Source organism: Streptomyces sp. ICC1 (assembly GCF_003287935.1).
Taxonomy (GTDB): Bacteria; Actinomycetota; Actinomycetes; order Streptomycetales; family Streptomycetaceae; genus Streptomyces; species Streptomyces tritrimontium.
In genome coordinates this window covers 8,752,740-8,767,756 of record NZ_CP030287.1, presented here as the reverse complement: position 1 = coordinate 8,767,756, position 15,017 = coordinate 8,752,740, and the positions used below count along the sequence as shown (strand labels likewise).

Sequence of the window (15,017 nt, the reverse complement as noted above, 5' to 3'; positions counted from 1 at the left end):
GCATCGGCCATGAACCGCACAGGCCGCGGCCGCTCGCCACCGTCGCCCGCCCCTCAAACGCGACGGGCCGCCCCGTGGCCCGCCAAGCGGGCACGCTCTCCACGCCCGAACCGGCCTCCTCACAGGAGGGACGCAGTACCCGCCGACGAACAGGGATCACGATGAAGGCCTCCGTGGAATTGCGCGACAAGCGCGAGGCGCGCCTGCGCCAGCAGCTCAAGGACACTCCGATGCGGCCTCTGCCGCTGTTCCAGGTCACCGGCTGGAACCATTTCGTCGACGAGGAAGTGGCACCGCCCGCGCGGACGGACGGCGGCCCGGGCCCGGAGAGGCGCACGGACGAGCGGGCCATCGCCTACCACCGGCACCTGCGGATGGTGCCCACCGACGCCATGTCCCACCTGCAGGAGACGGTCGTTCAGGCCGTCCATCTCAACAGCGGGCGCCGGGCGGGCCTGATGGACCATGTCATCGACGGGCCGGCCGGTACCGGAAAGACCTGCCTGCTGCGGGCGGTGGGGCGCGCAGCCCAGCAGGAGATCGAAGCCGGCACGGGTGGCCGGCAGCAGAACACGATCCCGGTGGTCCATATCACCACCCCCGTGGACCCGGAACCGAAGGTGAACTGGGTCTGGGAGATCGCCTCCTACCTGGGCTTGAATCCTGAGCCGAAAAGCCTGGCTGAAGTCCTAGAGATGCGCCGGCACCCCGACCTGACCCTGCCGGTCAACTATGTCCTGGAGAGCGCCCAGACCCGCCTGCTGCTCATCGACGACATCGACCGCGCCACCGTGCAGCAGCTGGCGACCGTGCTGCCCCACTTCGACTACCTGCGCAACAAGCTGGGCATCTCGCTCCTCTTCTGCGGCACCGGCGCCAGTCACCTCCTGCACCAGGCCCGCGCTCTGGCCGGGGACTGGACCCGGGTCGGCCAGGAGGACCGGCTCTCGCCCCCGACTACCCCCACCACGCCACCCACGGCACGGTCGGCCTCTGGTCGAAGTACCCGCTCACGGACGTCCGCCCGGTCGACATCCGCCCGGCCGGCCTCGGCGCGGACTGGAACCGTGCCCTGCGCGCGACCGCCGCCACCCCGCACGGCCCCGTCGCCGTCTACGTCGTCCATCTCCCCTCCCTCCGCCTGGGCGTGACCGGCTTCGGCTCCGCCCGCCGCGACGAGAGCGCGCGCCTCCTCGGCGCCGTGCTCGCCGCGGAGCCCGCGGACCGCGTCGTCCTGCTCGGTGACCTCAACAGCACCACCGACGACCGCGGTCTCGCCCCGATCCTCGCGGCGCGGATGAACGCCCCCTCCTCCGGCGGGTTCGCGTTCAGCTGGCCCGCGACCTTCCCCCTGGCCCGGATCGACCAGATCCTGGCCCGCGCCGGGACCGTCACCCGCATCCGTACGCTCCCCGCCACGCACAGCGATCATCTGCCCGTCTCCGCTGTCATACGGTTCGGCCACAGCGCTAGCTAGTGCTGTGACCGGGAAGGTTCACCGGACAAGCCGGTTGACGGAGCCCGCCGGCGCGGGGTTTCCTGGGCCGCGTGACTGATCTTCGTATGGAGCGCGTGCACGGCGACTCCGCCGGAGTGGTGGCGGCCGACTGGCGGTACGTCCACAACCTGATCATCCCGACCCACGAACTGTCGCTCGCCGACGTACGGGAGCGCTCCGGCCGGAACTCCCTGCACGTGGCCTACCTCGGCGACACCCTCGTCGGCTGCACGACGGTCCGGCCACCGGCGGCGGACTCCCCGCCCGCCACCACCGCGACCGCCACCGTGATCGCCCGGGTCCTGCCCGAGCACCGCGGCCGGGGACTGGGCGGCGAGCTGTACGCGTACGGGCTCGCGCACGCCCGGGAGCTCGGGGCCCAGGTCATCGAGACGGTCGTGCTCGCGTCCAACCCGGAGGGGCTGCGCTTCGCCCGATCCCTCGGCTTCGTCGAGTTCGACCGCTACGTCCTGCCCGGCGACACGGTGCCCTACGTCGACCTGCGCCTCACCTGACCCCGCGGCGCCGCATGCGGGAGACGGCGACACCGGCCAGGCAGATCGCACCGCCGAGCAGGGTCAGCCCGGCCGGGATCTCGTCGAGGGCGATCCACGCGATGAGCACGACCACGGCCGGCACCGCGTAGGTCGTCGCTCCCATCTTCCCGGCGGTGGTCCGCGACAGGGCGAACGACCAGGTCGTGAAGGCCAGCGCGGTCGGGAAGAGCCCCAGGTAGAGCATGTTGAGCACGGCGGACATCGGCGCCCGCGGAAGCTGGTCGACGAGCTGCCAGGCGAACGGCAGCGTGACGGCCGTCCCGATGAAGCAGCCGTACGTGGTCACCTGGAGCGGACTCGCGTACTGCAGCGCCGGCTTCTGCAAGACCACCCCGGCTCCGTACGTCAGCGCGGCGACCAGGCAGAGCAGGACCCCGCCCAGCGAGGCGGATCCGCCGTGGGAGGTGGACAGCCCGACGACCACGGCCCCGGCGAAGGACACGGCCATCCCCGCCAGCAGCATCGACGGGAACCCCTCCTTCAGCAGCCAGCCGCTGAGCAGGGCGATCACGATCGGGCCGATGTTGACGACCATGGCCGCGGTGCCGGCGTCCACGAGCTGCTCGCCCCAGTTGAGCGTCACCATGTACAGCCCGAACCACAGCACCCCGGACCCCAGGATCCCGGGCCACGCCTGCTTCGGCGGCGGCGGGACCCGCTTGACGAGCAGGACCAGCCCGAGCGCGACCGAAGCCGTGAGCAACCGCCCGAACGCGAGCGCCCCAGGCCCGAAGTGGGCGGCCGCGGACCGGATGGAGACGAACGCGGAGGCCCACAACAAGACGGTCACCCCGGCCGCGACCAAGGCACGCCGATCGGTTCTGTTCTCCTCAGCCGTGATGTCCATGCGCGCAAGCTACCTCTCACGGACGGAATGCCGCCGTGAGTAAATTCCGCAGCGGTCAACCGTCCGTCAGCAACAGCTTCTTCTGCGGCTTGCCCATCGCGTTGCGCGGGATCTCCGCCACGAACCGCACCTCGCGCGGCCGCTTGTGCACCGACAGGTTCGCGGCGACGAAGTCGGTGAGCTCGGCCCCCGTGACCCCCTCGGCCACCACGAAGGCCACGATCCGCTGCCCCAGATCCACGTCCGGCAGCCCGACCACGGCCGCCTCGCTCACGCGCGGGTGGTCCAGCAGCGCGTTCTCGATCTCGCCCGCGCCGATCCGGTAGCCCCCCGACTTGATCATGTCGATGGAGGCCCGGCCCACGATCCGGTGGACGCCGTCGGCGTCGACGGCCGCGATGTCTCCGGTGCGGAACCACCCGTCCTGCGTGTACGCGGCGGCCGTCGCCTCGGGCCGGCCCAGGTACCCGGAGAACAGCGTCGGCCCGGTGAGCTGGAGTTCGCCGATCTCCGCGCCCGCCTCCGCCACGATGCGCGTACGGATGCCGGGCAACGGGGTGCCGACCGTACCGGGCCGCACGTCAGCCCCCGCGCGCCCGCTGACGGTGATCAGCGTCTCGGTCATCCCGTACCGCTCCACGGGCCGCAGCCCGGTCAGCCGCTCCAGGTCCCGGAAGACGGGCGCGGGCAGGGCGGCGCTGCCGGACACCAGCAGCCGCGCCCCGCCCAGCGCGGCGGCGGCCTGCGGTGCGCCCGCGATACGGGACCACACGGTCGGCACCCCGAAGTACAGGCTCCCTCCGGCCCCCGCGTACGCCTCGGGAGTGGGCCGGCCGGTGTGCACCAGGCGGCTGCCGGTGCGCAGGGCGCCGAGCACCCCGAGGACGAGCCCGTGCACGTGGAACAGCGGCAGCCCGTGTACGAGGGTGTCCTCGGCGCTCCACTGCCAGGCCTCGGCGAGGGCGTCGAGGTCGGCGGCGACGGCCTCGGCGGTGAGGACGACGCCCTTGGGCGGCCCGGTGGTCCCGGAGGTGTAGAGGATCAGCGCGGCCCCACCAGAGCCGGAGCCGGAGCCGGAGCCGAAGTCGACGCCCCCGCCCCCGCCGGTGTCCAGCAGCGTCGCGACCTCGTCCGCCTTCCAGGCCAGCACCTCGCGCAGGATCAGCACCGCGCGCTGTTTGGCCGGCAGGTGCTGGAGCGCCGCGACGAAGGCGAGGCGTACGGACTCCTTGTCCAGCGCCACCTCCGCCGGGTCGGCGGGCGGCGGCGTCGCGGTACTGGTCACCGGCACATCGTAGGGAACGAGGCTGTGCCAAACCCAGGGGGACGGGAGCGTTGGGGCGTGCCGGGTGGGACGGCTGAGAGGATGGGGCGGTGACCACTGACCAGCCCCGCTCCGCCGAAGCCCCCTCCCCGGCCGCCTCCGACGCACATGCGGCAGGCGTCCTCGTCCTCGCCGGGACGCCCATCGGCGACCTCTCGGACGCCCCGCCGCGCCTCGCGTCCGAGCTGGAACGGGCCGACGTGATCGCCGCCGAGGACACCCGGCGGCTGCGCCGGCTGACCCAGGGGCTCGGCGTCCACACCACCGGGCGCGTCCTGTCGTACTTCGAGGGCAACGAGTCCGCGCGCACCCCCGAGCTGGTCGAGGCCCTGGCGGCCGGCAAGCGCGTCCTGCTGGTGACCGACGCCGGCATGCCCTCGGTCTCCGACCCCGGATACCGGCTGGTCGCCGCCGCCGTGGAGAAGGACATCAAGGTCACGGCCGTGCCCGGGCCCTCCGCCGTGCTGACCGCGCTCGCCCTCTCCGGGCTGCCCGTCGACCGCTTCTGCTTCGAGGGCTTCCTGCCGCGCAAGGCCGGCGAGCGCCTCGGCAAGCTCCGCGAGGTCGAGGGCGAGCGCCGCACCCTCGTCTACTTCGAGGCCCCGCACCGGCTCGACGACACCCTGGCCGCGATGGCCGAGGTCTTCGGCGCGGACCGCCGTGCCGCCGTCTGCCGCGAGCTGACCAAGACCTACGAGGAGATCAAGCGCGGCGGGCTCGGCGAGCTGGCCGCCTGGGCCGCCGAGGGCGTGCGCGGCGAGATCACCGTGGTCGTCGAGGGAGCCCCGGCGGCGACCCCCGGAGACGTGGACGCCGAGGAGCTCGTCAACCGGGTACGGGTGCGCGAGGAGGCGGGGGAGCGGCGCAAGGAGGCCATCGCCGCGGTCGCGCTGGAGGTCGGGGTACCCAAGCGCGAGGTCTTCGACGCGGTCGTCGCGGCAAAGAATGCGGCACAAAAGGTGCCGCGAGTCGGTAAAGAGCTAACCTGAAAGGCAAAGCTCAGACCGCGCACCGGGCGCTTTGGGCATGACTCGCCCAAAGTCCGTCCAACACTAGACAGGGCCTGATGCGCTCCCGCCCGAAGAGGCGTCCACTGGCAATGGCACCAGTGGAACAAGAGGAGCTGGCATGAGTGAGATCGCTGAACCCCGTCCGGTCGCAGCACCGGCCGCAGGACCCGTCGTCGCCGCCCCCGCCACCCCGGCCCCCGCCGGGCCGACCGTGCCGACCGTGCACGAGGCGTACTCCTTCGCCTGCATGAAGTGCGGATACGGCTGGGAGCAGGGGTACGAGATAGAGCACCACGCCGACGGCCAGGGCCACCCCTTCATCATCTACACGGCGGACGGCGAGCGGGTCCCCTCACCCCTGTCCAACCCGACCTGCATGAACTGCGGCGGCCACGTGGTGCGGATCATGCGCGAGGGCCAGGTCAAGTCGGTCGTGGGCATGCTCGACCAGCTCTACCACCACCGCGCGGCCCCCGGGATCGCCGGACCGGTGCCGGCCGGATACACCGCGCGGGCGCCCAAGCCCCGCAAGGCCGCCCCCCTGCACGACGCCCCCGGACCGGTCGCCGTGGAACCCCCCGGACTGCTCGCCCGGCTGATGGCGCTCTTCCGCCGGTCATAAGATCGGCCGTATGAGCCGTAGTACGTCGAACGACGCGCCGCCCCCGCTGCCCGAACCGCTCCGGGTGGCGGTCGCCGACTCCCACACCCACCTGGACATGCAGTCCGGCACCGTGGAGGAAGGCCTGGCGAAGGCGGCCTCCGTCGGCGTCAGCACCGTCGTCCAGGTCGGCTGCGACGTCAAGGGATCCCGCTGGGCGGCCGAGACCGCCGCCGCGTACGAGAACGTCCACGCGGCCGTGGCCCTGCACCCCAACGAAGCCCCCCGCATCGTGCACGGGGACCCAGGGGGCACCTCCCAGCCCCCTGGGGCTGGGGGAGGTTGGTCGCGGCAGGGCGCCCGGACGGGCGGCGGCGAGGCCGCCCTCGACGACGCGCTCGCCGAGATCGAGGCCCTGGCGGCGCTCGCCCACGTGAAGGCGGTGGGCGAGACCGGGCTCGACTTCTTCCGCACCGGGCCGGAGGGGATGGCCGCGCAGGAGCGCTCCTTCCGCGCCCACATCGAGATCGCCAAGCGGCAGGGCAAGGCCCTGGTCATCCACGACCGCGAGGCGCACGCGGACGTCCTGCGCGTGCTGCGCGAGGAGGGCGCGCCCGAGCGGACCGTCTTCCACTGCTACTCCGGCGACGCGGAGATGGCCCGCGAATGCGCTGCCGCCGGGTACTACATGTCCTTCGCCGGAACCGTGACCTTCAAGAACGCCCAGCCGCTGCGCGACGCGCTGGCGGTGGCCCCGCTGGAGCTGGTCCTCGTGGAGACCGACGCCCCGTACCTGACCCCGGCCCCCTACCGCGGGCGGCCCAACGCGCCCTACCTCATCCCGCTGACCGTCCGGGCGATGGCCGCCGTCCGCGGCCTCGACGAGGACGCGATGGCGACGGCGCTGGCCGCCAACACGGCCCGCGCCTTCGACTACTGAGCGGCCGCTCCGCCCTGCCCGCCCTGTCCGCCCCGCTCCGCTTACCGGTCCCGCCGCCTCACCCGTTCGCCACGTTCCGTGACCGTCCGGCTTTGTCCTGTGACGACGGCTCGGCTAGGGTGCCGTGCCCGAAGCAGCCGGACGGACCAGTGGAGCGAGCGTCGTGAGCGATATGGCCTGGCCTGCCGGTGGACGGGACCCCTGGCCCGGGGCCCCCGAACCCGAACCCGAGCCCCACGACCGGTCTCTTACTCCCAACCCACGGTCCCGACGTCCTACTCAGCTTAGATCCTGGCTGGCGCTGCATCCCGTACCGGCACTGGCCCCGGCGCGGCACCGGACCCCGTACCGCACCGGCACCCGACCCCGTACCGGCAGCGGCACCCGACCCCGTACCGGCACTGACCCCGGCGCGGCACCGGACCCCGTACCGGCAGCGGCACCGGACCCCGTACCGGCAGCGGCACCGGACCCCGTACCGGCACCGGCACCGGACCCCGTACCGGCAGCGGCAACGGCACGGCACCAGCACCGGCACCGGATCCGTACCGGCACCGGATCCGTACCGGCACCGGCACGGCACCGGATCCGTACCGGCACCGGCACCGGCACGGCACCGACCCTGTACCTGCAGCGGCACCGGCACGGCACCGACCCTGTACCTGCAGCGGCACCGGCATGGCACCGGCACCGACCCTGTACCGGCAGCGGCGCCGGCACGGCACCGACCCTGTACCTGCAGCGGCAGCGGTACCCGCACCCGATCCCGTACCGGCACCCGGACCCGTACCCTCCGCCGCCCCCGGGCTATCGACAGATGGCCAGCGCGTCCAGTGCCACCGCCCCCTGCCCGCGCGGCAGCACCATCAACGGGTTGATGTCCAGCTCGGAGAGCTCGTCGCCCAGTTCCAGCGCCATCCGCTGCACCCGCAGGATGACCTCCACCAGCGCGTCCACATCCGCCGGCGGCGCCCCCCGCACACCCTCCAGCAGCGCGTGCCCGCGCAGCTCCATCAGCATCGCCCGCGCCTGGTCCTCCCCGAAGGGCGGCACCCGGACCGCCGCGTCGTGCAGGATCTCCACCAGCACGCCGCCGAGCCCCACCGTCACCGTCGGGCCGAAGAGGTCGTCCTGGGTGACGCCGACGACCATCTCGACCCCCCGCTCCACCATCTGGCAGACGAGGATCCCGTCCAGCGGGACGTTCTCGTAGCGCGCGATGTCCGTCAGCTCCCGGTAGGCGTCGCGGATCTGGCTCGCCGACGTCAGGCCGATCTTCACCAGGCCCAGCTCCGTCTTGTGGGCGAGCTGCGGGCCCGAGGCCTTCATGACCACCGGGTACCCCACCAGCCCGGCCGCCCGCACGGCGGCGGCCGCGCTGGTGACCAACTGCTCCCTGGGCACCCGTATCCCGTAGGCGCGCAGGAGCTGCTTCGCCGAGTGCTCGCTCAGCTGCTGGCCCGGGCGCATGAGCGCCTGCGCCTTGCGGAAGGAGGGCGAGGGGGTGCGCGGGGCGTCCTCGAAGGGCGAGCGGTAGGCGGCGGTGAAGCGGTGGTGGCCGAGGTAGGCGCGGACGGCGGTGATGCAGTTGCCGAAGGTGCGGAAGGTCGCGACCCGAGAGGAGCCGAGGAGCGTGGTGCGGTAGGCCTCCTCGGTGCCGACGGGCGAGCCCCAGATCACGCAGATCAGCTTGTCGGTCTGCTCGGCCGCGTCCACCAGGTCCTGCGCGAGCTTGTCGCTCATGGGCGGGAAGGGGCCGGTGATCGGGCAGATCAGGACGCCGACGGACGGATCGGCGAGGATCGCGTCGATGATCTTGCGGCCGCGCCAGTCGCCGACCGGGTGGCCGCCGTTGTCGACGGGGTTGGAGACGCCCAGGTACTCCGGAATCCACTGGTGCAGCTCGTCCTGCTTGGCCTGGGACAGGGTGGGCAGGCTCAGCCCCGCCTCGGTCGCCAGGTCGGAGAAGTGGGCGCCGGTGCCGCCGGAGATGGAGTAGACGACGACCCCGTCGGCGAGCGGCTTGCGCGCCCGGGCCAGCAGTGCGGCGGTGTCCTGGAGCTCGTCGAGGCCGTCGACGCGGATCACGCCGAACTGCCGCATGGCGGCGTCGACGACGGTGTCCGCGCCGGTCAGCTTCCCGGTGTGGGAGGCGGCCATCCGGGCGCCGGTCTCGGTGCGGCCGACCTTGACGGCGACGACGGGGACGCCGTTGCGCGCGGCCCGGTCGGCGGCGAGGAGGAACTGGCGGCCGTCCTTGAGGCCCTCCACGTAGCAGGCGATGGCTCCGACCTCGGGTTGTTCGGCGAAGTAGGAGATGAAGTCGGAGGTCTCCAGGTCGGCCTCGTTGCCCGTGGGCGCCCAGTGCGAGAGCCGGATGCCGAGCTCCTGGAGGGTGTAGACGGGCCGGCCCTGGTGGCCGGACTGGGTGATCAGGGCGATGGCCGGGCCGTCGAGGTCGTCGCGGAACTTCTCGAAGGCGTTGAGGTTCGTGTTCGGTCCCAGCAGGCGCAGGCCCGATCGCCTTACGGCCGCCCCCAGGCGGGCCTGCGCGGCGGCGCCCTCGTCGCCGGTCTCGGCGAATCCGGAGGCGAAGGCGACGGCGAACTTCACTTTGGCCTCGGCCAGTTCCTCGATGACGGGGAGCGGGTCGGCGACCAGGAGGACCGCGAGGTCGACCTGTTCGGGGAGGTCGGCCACGGAGGGGTGGCACGGCAGCCCGAAGACGGAGGTTCGGGTGGGGTGGACGGGGTGCAGCCGGGCCCCGACGCGTTCCGCCCAGGCGATGAGCTGCCGCGTGATGCCGGTGTTGGGTCTGCCGTCGGCGTCCGAGGCGCCGATGACGGCCACGGACTCGGGCCGGAAGAACCGGTCCAGGTCGGGAGCGTCGGCGTGCAGGGGCCGACCGCTGACGTCCAGCGCGACCGTGTCCTCGGCGGAGGGGGCCGCCGTGGAGTGGACGGCCGTCCTGGGGGTCTCCCCGCAGGCCTCGACACGTGCGCGGAAGTCGGTGGTGAAGGTGCCGTGAGTAGATCCAAGCATCGTTCCGCCCGCTCCTGCTCGATGAACCTCGACGAATCTCGAGAACTGACGCGTAGTCAGATTACTGAACTGACACGCCGTCAGGAACAGGGCTGCGCAGGAAAGGTGGTGGAGGTGATGTGTGGAACGGTCTCAGATCCCCTCAGGACGGGTCCAGACCACAATTCGGCCGACGCCGAAGCGAAGCAAGGGCCACAGGCGACACCCGGGGCATTCCCTCCCCCCACGCCCCTCCCGCACACGCGGGGCTGCGGGCCGGGCTGCGTGGGTGGTCGGCGGGCCGGGCGGAGGTCCGGGCGGCTGGCCGACCCGCGTGGGCGGGAGGGGCGTGGTGGCTGTCGCTTCTCCAGTGGGGCAGGGTGGGCGGTGTCACTGCTGCTTTTCCTGGTCTTCGGGGCCGGTGGCGTCGCGCCGGCCGAACTGCGCGTAGCGCTCGTGGCGTTCGACGCGCCGGCGGGTGGCGCGGCGGAAGCGCCGGGCGACGAGCCGGGCCAGGTCGGCGGCGCCGACCATGCCGGCCTCGGGGCCGAGCTCGGCCTTGGCGATGCGGGCCTCGGGGCGGTAGCCGCGGCCGGTGAGGTGGCGGCGGAAGGCTTCGCGGGCGGGGCCGATGAGCAGGTCGTCGGCGGCGCTGACGCCGCCGCCGATGACGAAGCAGGAGGGGTCGAGGGCGGCCGCGAGGTTGGCGATGCCGACGCCGAGCCACTGGCCGATGTCCTGGAGGAGCTCGACGCACATGGCGTCGCCCTCCCGGGCCAGCTCGGTGATGAGCGGCCCGGTGATCTCGTGGACGTTGCCGCCGACCCGGGCGATGAGGTTGTGCGCGACCGGGGAGTCGGCGGCGGCCAGCTCGCGGGCCTCGCGGACCAGGGCGTTGCCCGAGCTGTACTGCTCCCAGCAGCCGCGGTTGCCGCAGGGGCAGCGGTGCCCCCCGGGGACCACCTGCATGTGGCCGAACTCGCCGGCCACCCCGTAGCGGCCCCGCTTGACCTGGCCGTCCTCGAGGATGGCCCCGCCGATGCCGGTGCCCAGCGTGATCATGACGAGGTGGTCCTCGCCGCGCGCGGCGCCGAAGCGCCATTCGGCCCAGGCGGCGGTGTTGGCATCGTTGTCGACCATGACCGGGATCGCGAGCCGGGACTGGAGCGCGTCGCGCAGCGGTTCGTCGCGCCAGGCCAGGTGCGGGGCGAAGAGCACGCGGGAGCGGTCGGCATCGACCCAGCCGGCCGCGCCGATGCCCACCGCGTGCACGTCGTGCCGGTCGGAGAGGTCCAGGACCAGCTCGACGATGGTGTCCTCGACCACCTTGGCGCTCTTGGACTTGTCGGGGGTCTCGGCCCGGATCTTCTCCAGGATGATCCCGTCGGCGTCGACGACGCCGGCCATCACCTTGGTGCCGCCGATGTCGATGCCGACGGTCGGAACGCGCGGGGCGGTCAGGTGCGACCGGCGCTCACGGGTCCCGATGGTCCGCAGGACGGTGCCTCGCGCCGCTCCCCGGTGGGCGAGCGTGAAGTCCCGGTACGTGCTCATCGAGTCGTGTCGTCCCTCATGGTGCGGTGGTGCCGGATGTGGTGCCGGATGCGCCCTCAGGTCCTGATTCTGCCACCCGCTCCAGCTCGTGGCTCAGCTCGTCGAGCTCGGAGCCGCCCGCCATCTGGCGGGTGAGCTCGTCCAGGGTGATCGAGTCGCGGGTGTGGCTGCCCGCCATGGTGCCGCGCTTGAGCAGCACGAACCGGTTGCCGACCAGGTAGGCGTGGTGCGGGTTGTGCGTGATCAGGACCACGCCGAGGCCGGCGTCGCGGGCGGCCGCCACGTACTTGAGGACCACGCCCGACTGCTTGACGCCGAGGGCCGCGGTGGGCTCGTCGAGGACGAGGACCTTCGCGCCGAAGTGGACGGCGCGGGCGATGGCCACGCACTGGCGCTCCCCGCCGGACAGGGTGCCGATGGGCTGGTCCACGTCCCGCAGGTCGATGCCCATGCGCAAGAGCTCGGCGCGGGTGGTCTCGCGCATGAGGTCCACGTCGAGGCGGCGGAAGGGGCCGCGGCCCTTGGTGGGCTCGGAGCCGAGGAAGAAGTTGCGCCAGACGGGCATCAGCGGGACCACGGCGAGGTCCTGGTAGACGGTGGCGATCCCGTGGTCGAGGGCGGCGCGCGGGTTGGCGAGCACGGTCTCCTCGCCCTCGATCTCGAAGGTGCCGGCGTCGTGCCGGTGCAGCCCCGCGATGATCTTGATGAGGGTGGACTTGCCGGCGCCGTTGTCGCCGAGGACACAGGTGATCTCGCCGGCCGAGACCTCCAGGGAGACGCCCTGGAGGGCGCGGATGTTCCCGTAGTACTTGCTGACGTCGGTCAGCTTCACCAGGGCGGGCGCGGTGGCTCCGCCGTCGTCCTTCACCGTGGTCGTCACTTCGCCTCCGCCCGCTTGCGCACCCATGCGTTGAGCAGCGTGGCCAGCAGCAGCATCGCCCCGAGGAAGAATTTGAACCAGTCCGGGTTCCACTGGGCGTACACGATGCCGTTGCTGGTCATGCCGAAGATGAAGGCGCCCACGGCCGAGCCGATCGCCGAGCCGTAGCCGCCGGTCATCAGACAGCCGCCGATGACGGCCGCGATGATGTAGAGGAACTCGTTGCCGACGCCCTCGCCCGACTGCACGACGTCGAACGAGAACAGGATGTGCTGGCCGGAGATCCAGGCGCACAGCGCGACGCCCATGTACAGGCCGATACGGGTCTTCACGACCGGGACGCCGGTCGCGCGGGCCGCGTCCGCCCCGCCGCCCACGGCGAAGATCCAGTTGCCGGCGCGCGTGCGCAGCAGGATCCAGGTGGCGACGGCGACCAGGGCCAGCCACCACAGGACGGTCACCTTCAGGGTGACCGGTCCCACGGTCCACTGCGAGGCGAACAGGGCGCGCGCGGAGGCGAAGCCCTCCATGTCGGCGATGGTCTTGGTGGAGACCGAGCCGCTGATCAGCTTGGTGAAGCCGAGGTTCAGGCCGGTCAGCATCAGGAAGGTGCCGAGCGTGATGATGAAGCTCGGCAGTTTCGTCCGGGTCAGCATGAACCCGTTGAAGAAGCCGATGGCCAGGGTGACCAGCAGGGACACCAGCACGCCGACCCAGACGTTGGCCGTCATCTGGTAGCTGAACATCGAGCTGAACAGTGCCGAGGTGGTGACCATGACGCCCGCGGAGAGGTCGAACTCGCCGCCGATCATGAGCAGGGCCACCGGGACGGCCATGATGCCGATGGTGGAGGCCGAGTACAGGATCGTGCTCAGGCTGGAGGCCCGCAGGAAGCTGTCCGCGGCGAAGGAGAAGAAGACGAAGACGGCGGCCGCGCCGACGACCGCACCCAGCTCGGGGCGGCCCAGCAGGCGGCGCAGCAGCGAGGTGGGGGCGAGCCGCTCGTCGGACGGGGCGGCGGCGGGCGCGGGGGGGGACAGGTCCGCACCCTCCGCGAACAGCTCCGTCAGCTCCGGCTTCGACTCCAGCAGCCGGTCCCACTGCCCCGGAATCAAAGCCTTCGCCCGCGGCGCCGTCCGCTCGGCCGCCGGATGGTCGAAGAGCCGCTCCAGCACCGCGTGCACCAGCGTCCCCCGCGTCGCCGCCGCGCTCGGCTTCTCCGGCAGCTTGTCGATCACCCGGAACCGGTACAGCAAAGGACACCGCATGAAATCGCTCGCCCGCGAAGGCGACAGCGAAGAAGGCGCCACGGCCACCGCCTGCACGGGCACGGAACCGGGCACGGGACTGCTCACTGCGTCGTCCGGACCGCTGCCGGGGCTCGTCGTCATACCCAAAACCCTACGACCCGCGACCGACAGCACGCGCATACCATCGACGCCAAGCCCACTCGCACTGCATGATCGGAGCATCACAACGCGCTACGGCGCACCCCGACACCACCGGGCAAAGGCAGAACAACCGCCGGCGCGCACCAAACGCCGGACAGCAGCGAACGAAGGAAAACCGTGGCAGACACCGACGAGACCGGCGAGCGCGCGGGCCGGCGCTCAGGACCGGGCGGCGGACTCCTCATGGGCCGCCCCTTCGGCGTACCCGTCTACGTCTCGCCCAGCTGGTTCCTCGTCGCCGCCCTCATCACCTGGGTCTTCGGCGACCAGCTCGACCGCATCCTCCCCGACCTCGGCCCCGCCCGCTACCTCGTCGCCCTCTTCTTCGCCGTCGCCTTCTACGCCTCCGTACTCGTCCACGAACTCGCCCACACCATCGCCGCCCTGCGCTTCAAACTCCCCGTACGCCGCATCCAGCTCCAGTTCTTCGGCGGCGTCTCCGAGATCGAGAAGGAATCCGAGACCCCCGGCCGCGAATTCGTCCTCGCCTTCGTCGGCCCCCTGCTCTCCCTCCTCCTCGCCGGCGCCTTCTACCTCGGCATGAAGACCGTCGAACCCGCCAGCGTCCCCGGCGTCCTCCTCGCCGGCCTGATGATCTCCAACCTCCTCGTCGCCGCCTTCAACCTCCTGCCCGGCCTGCCCCTCGACGGCGGCCGCATGCTCCGCGCCGTCATCTGGGGCATCACCGGCAAACCCATGACCGGCACCATCGCCGCCGCCTGGGTCGGCCGCGCCCTCGCCGTCGCCGTCCTCCTCGGCCTGCCGCTCCTGAACTACACCGGCACCCTCGGCAACCGCGCCGACGAGATCGGCGGCATGGACACCGTCATGGACGCCCTGCTCGCCGCGATCCTCGCCGCGATCATCTGGACCGGCGCCGGCAACAGCCTGCGCGTGGCCCGCCTGCGCGAACACCTCCCGGAACTCCAAGCCCGCAAACTCACCCGCCGCGCCATCCCCGTCGAGAACGCCACCCCCCTCTCCGAAGCCCTGCGCCGCGCCAACGAAGCCGGCGCCCGCGCCCTCGTCGTCGTCGACGGACTCGGAGACCCCACCGGCATCGTCCGCGAAAGCGCCATCGCCGCCGTCCCCGAACACCGCCGCCCCTGGGTCGCCGTCAGCACCCTCGCCCAAGACCTCACCGACGGCATGAAGGTTTCCGCGGAACTCGCCGGCGAAGAACTCCTCGACCACCTGCGCACCACCCCCGCCAGCGAATACCTCGTCCTCGAACCCGACGGCGCCATCTACGGCGTCCTGTCCACCCTCGACGTCGAAAAGGCCTTCGTGAAGGCCATGGCGCGGCCCCAGTCCTGAAGCCAATACACTGGTCA

Annotated in this window: 11 protein-coding genes and 3 pseudogenes; 7 read left to right on the top strand and 7 right to left on the bottom strand. The window is 72.1% G+C overall.

From position 1 onward, the window contains the following. Nucleotides 1-161: 161 nt before the first annotated feature. The 3 genes and pseudogenes from DRB96_RS46450 to DRB96_RS41170 all read left to right on the top strand — a co-directional run. Nucleotides 162-863: pseudogene (locus tag DRB96_RS46450) on the top strand (AAA family ATPase); the annotation flags it as partial. A gap of 89 nt (nt 864-952) precedes the next feature. Continuing rightward, a pseudogene (locus tag DRB96_RS41175) lies at nt 953-1,477 on the top strand (endonuclease/exonuclease/phosphatase family protein); the annotation flags it as partial. An 86-nt stretch (nt 1,478-1,563) separates the two neighbouring features. Further along, on the top strand, nt 1,564-2,013 hold the full coding sequence (locus tag DRB96_RS41170) for a GNAT family N-acetyltransferase (protein ID WP_112452942.1): 450 nt from the start codon (nt 1,564-1,566) through the stop codon (nt 2,011-2,013). Here the strand turns inward: DRB96_RS41170 and DRB96_RS41165 are convergent. Continuing rightward, nucleotides 2,006-2,902 carry a DMT family transporter gene (locus DRB96_RS41165; RefSeq protein ID WP_204357955.1) on the bottom strand — a complete coding sequence of 299 codons (897 nt, stop codon included), beginning with the start codon at nt 2,900-2,902 and terminating at the stop codon, nt 2,006-2,008. The two genes, DRB96_RS41170 and DRB96_RS41165, sit on opposite strands and share 8 nt — an antisense overlap. A 55-nt stretch (nt 2,903-2,957) precedes the next feature. Further along, complete coding sequence (locus DRB96_RS41160; RefSeq protein WP_239517837.1) at nt 2,958-4,187, bottom strand: AMP-binding protein; 1,230 nt, start codon at nt 4,185-4,187, stop codon at nt 2,958-2,960. Nucleotides 4,188-4,276: 89 nt separating this feature from the next. Between DRB96_RS41160 and rsmI the strand changes: the two genes are divergently transcribed. From rsmI to DRB96_RS41145, 3 genes are all read left to right on the top strand, one after another. Further along, nucleotides 4,277-5,215, top strand: coding sequence for a 16S rRNA (cytidine(1402)-2'-O)-methyltransferase (gene rsmI / locus DRB96_RS41155; protein WP_112452940.1), 939 nt, complete (start codon nt 4,277-4,279; stop codon nt 5,213-5,215). A 268-nt stretch (nt 5,216-5,483) separates the two neighbouring features. Continuing rightward, the gene (locus DRB96_RS41150; protein WP_112454421.1) at nt 5,484-5,858 is read left to right on the top strand and encodes a hypothetical protein; all 375 of its coding nucleotides are present in this window, start codon (nt 5,484-5,486) and stop codon (nt 5,856-5,858) included. A 10-nt stretch (nt 5,859-5,868) separates the two neighbouring features. Continuing rightward, nucleotides 5,869-6,777, top strand: a complete 909-nt coding sequence (locus tag DRB96_RS41145) for a TatD family hydrolase (protein ID WP_112452939.1) — start codon at nt 5,869-5,871, stop codon at nt 6,775-6,777. A gap of 807 nt (nt 6,778-7,584) precedes the next feature. Here the strand turns inward: DRB96_RS41145 and DRB96_RS41135 are convergent. The 5 genes and pseudogenes from DRB96_RS41135 to DRB96_RS46160 all read right to left on the bottom strand — a co-directional run. Further along, entirely contained in the window at nt 7,585-9,819 is a 2,235-nt protein-coding gene (locus DRB96_RS41135) for an acetate--CoA ligase family protein (RefSeq protein WP_112452937.1), read from the bottom strand. Nucleotides 9,820-10,188: 369 nt separating this feature from the next. Beyond that, a complete protein-coding gene (locus tag DRB96_RS41130; protein ID WP_112452936.1) occupies nt 10,189-11,352 on the bottom strand; it encodes an ROK family glucokinase in 1,164 nt (387 codons plus the stop codon). 16 nt (nt 11,353-11,368) lie between these two features. Next, nucleotides 11,369-12,259 (bottom strand): ATP-binding cassette domain-containing protein, encoded by an 891-nt coding sequence (locus tag DRB96_RS41125; RefSeq protein ID WP_239516636.1) that lies wholly within the window; start codon nt 12,257-12,259, stop codon nt 11,369-11,371. Continuing rightward, nucleotides 12,229-13,272 (bottom strand): ABC transporter permease, encoded by a 1,044-nt coding sequence (locus tag DRB96_RS41120; RefSeq protein WP_239517909.1) that lies wholly within the window; start codon nt 13,270-13,272, stop codon nt 12,229-12,231. The genes DRB96_RS41125 and DRB96_RS41120 overlap by 31 nt, the downstream gene beginning before the upstream one ends. A gap of 39 nt (nt 13,273-13,311) precedes the next feature. Beyond that, nucleotides 13,312-13,623 (bottom strand): annotated as a pseudogene (locus tag DRB96_RS46160) (PD-(D/E)XK nuclease family protein); the annotation flags it as partial. A gap of 243 nt (nt 13,624-13,866) precedes the next feature. Between DRB96_RS46160 and DRB96_RS41115 the strand changes: the two are divergent. After that, nucleotides 13,867-15,000, top strand: a complete 1,134-nt coding sequence (locus tag DRB96_RS41115) for a site-2 protease family protein (protein WP_112454419.1) — start codon at nt 13,867-13,869, stop codon at nt 14,998-15,000. Nucleotides 15,001-15,017: the final 17 nt, after the last annotated feature.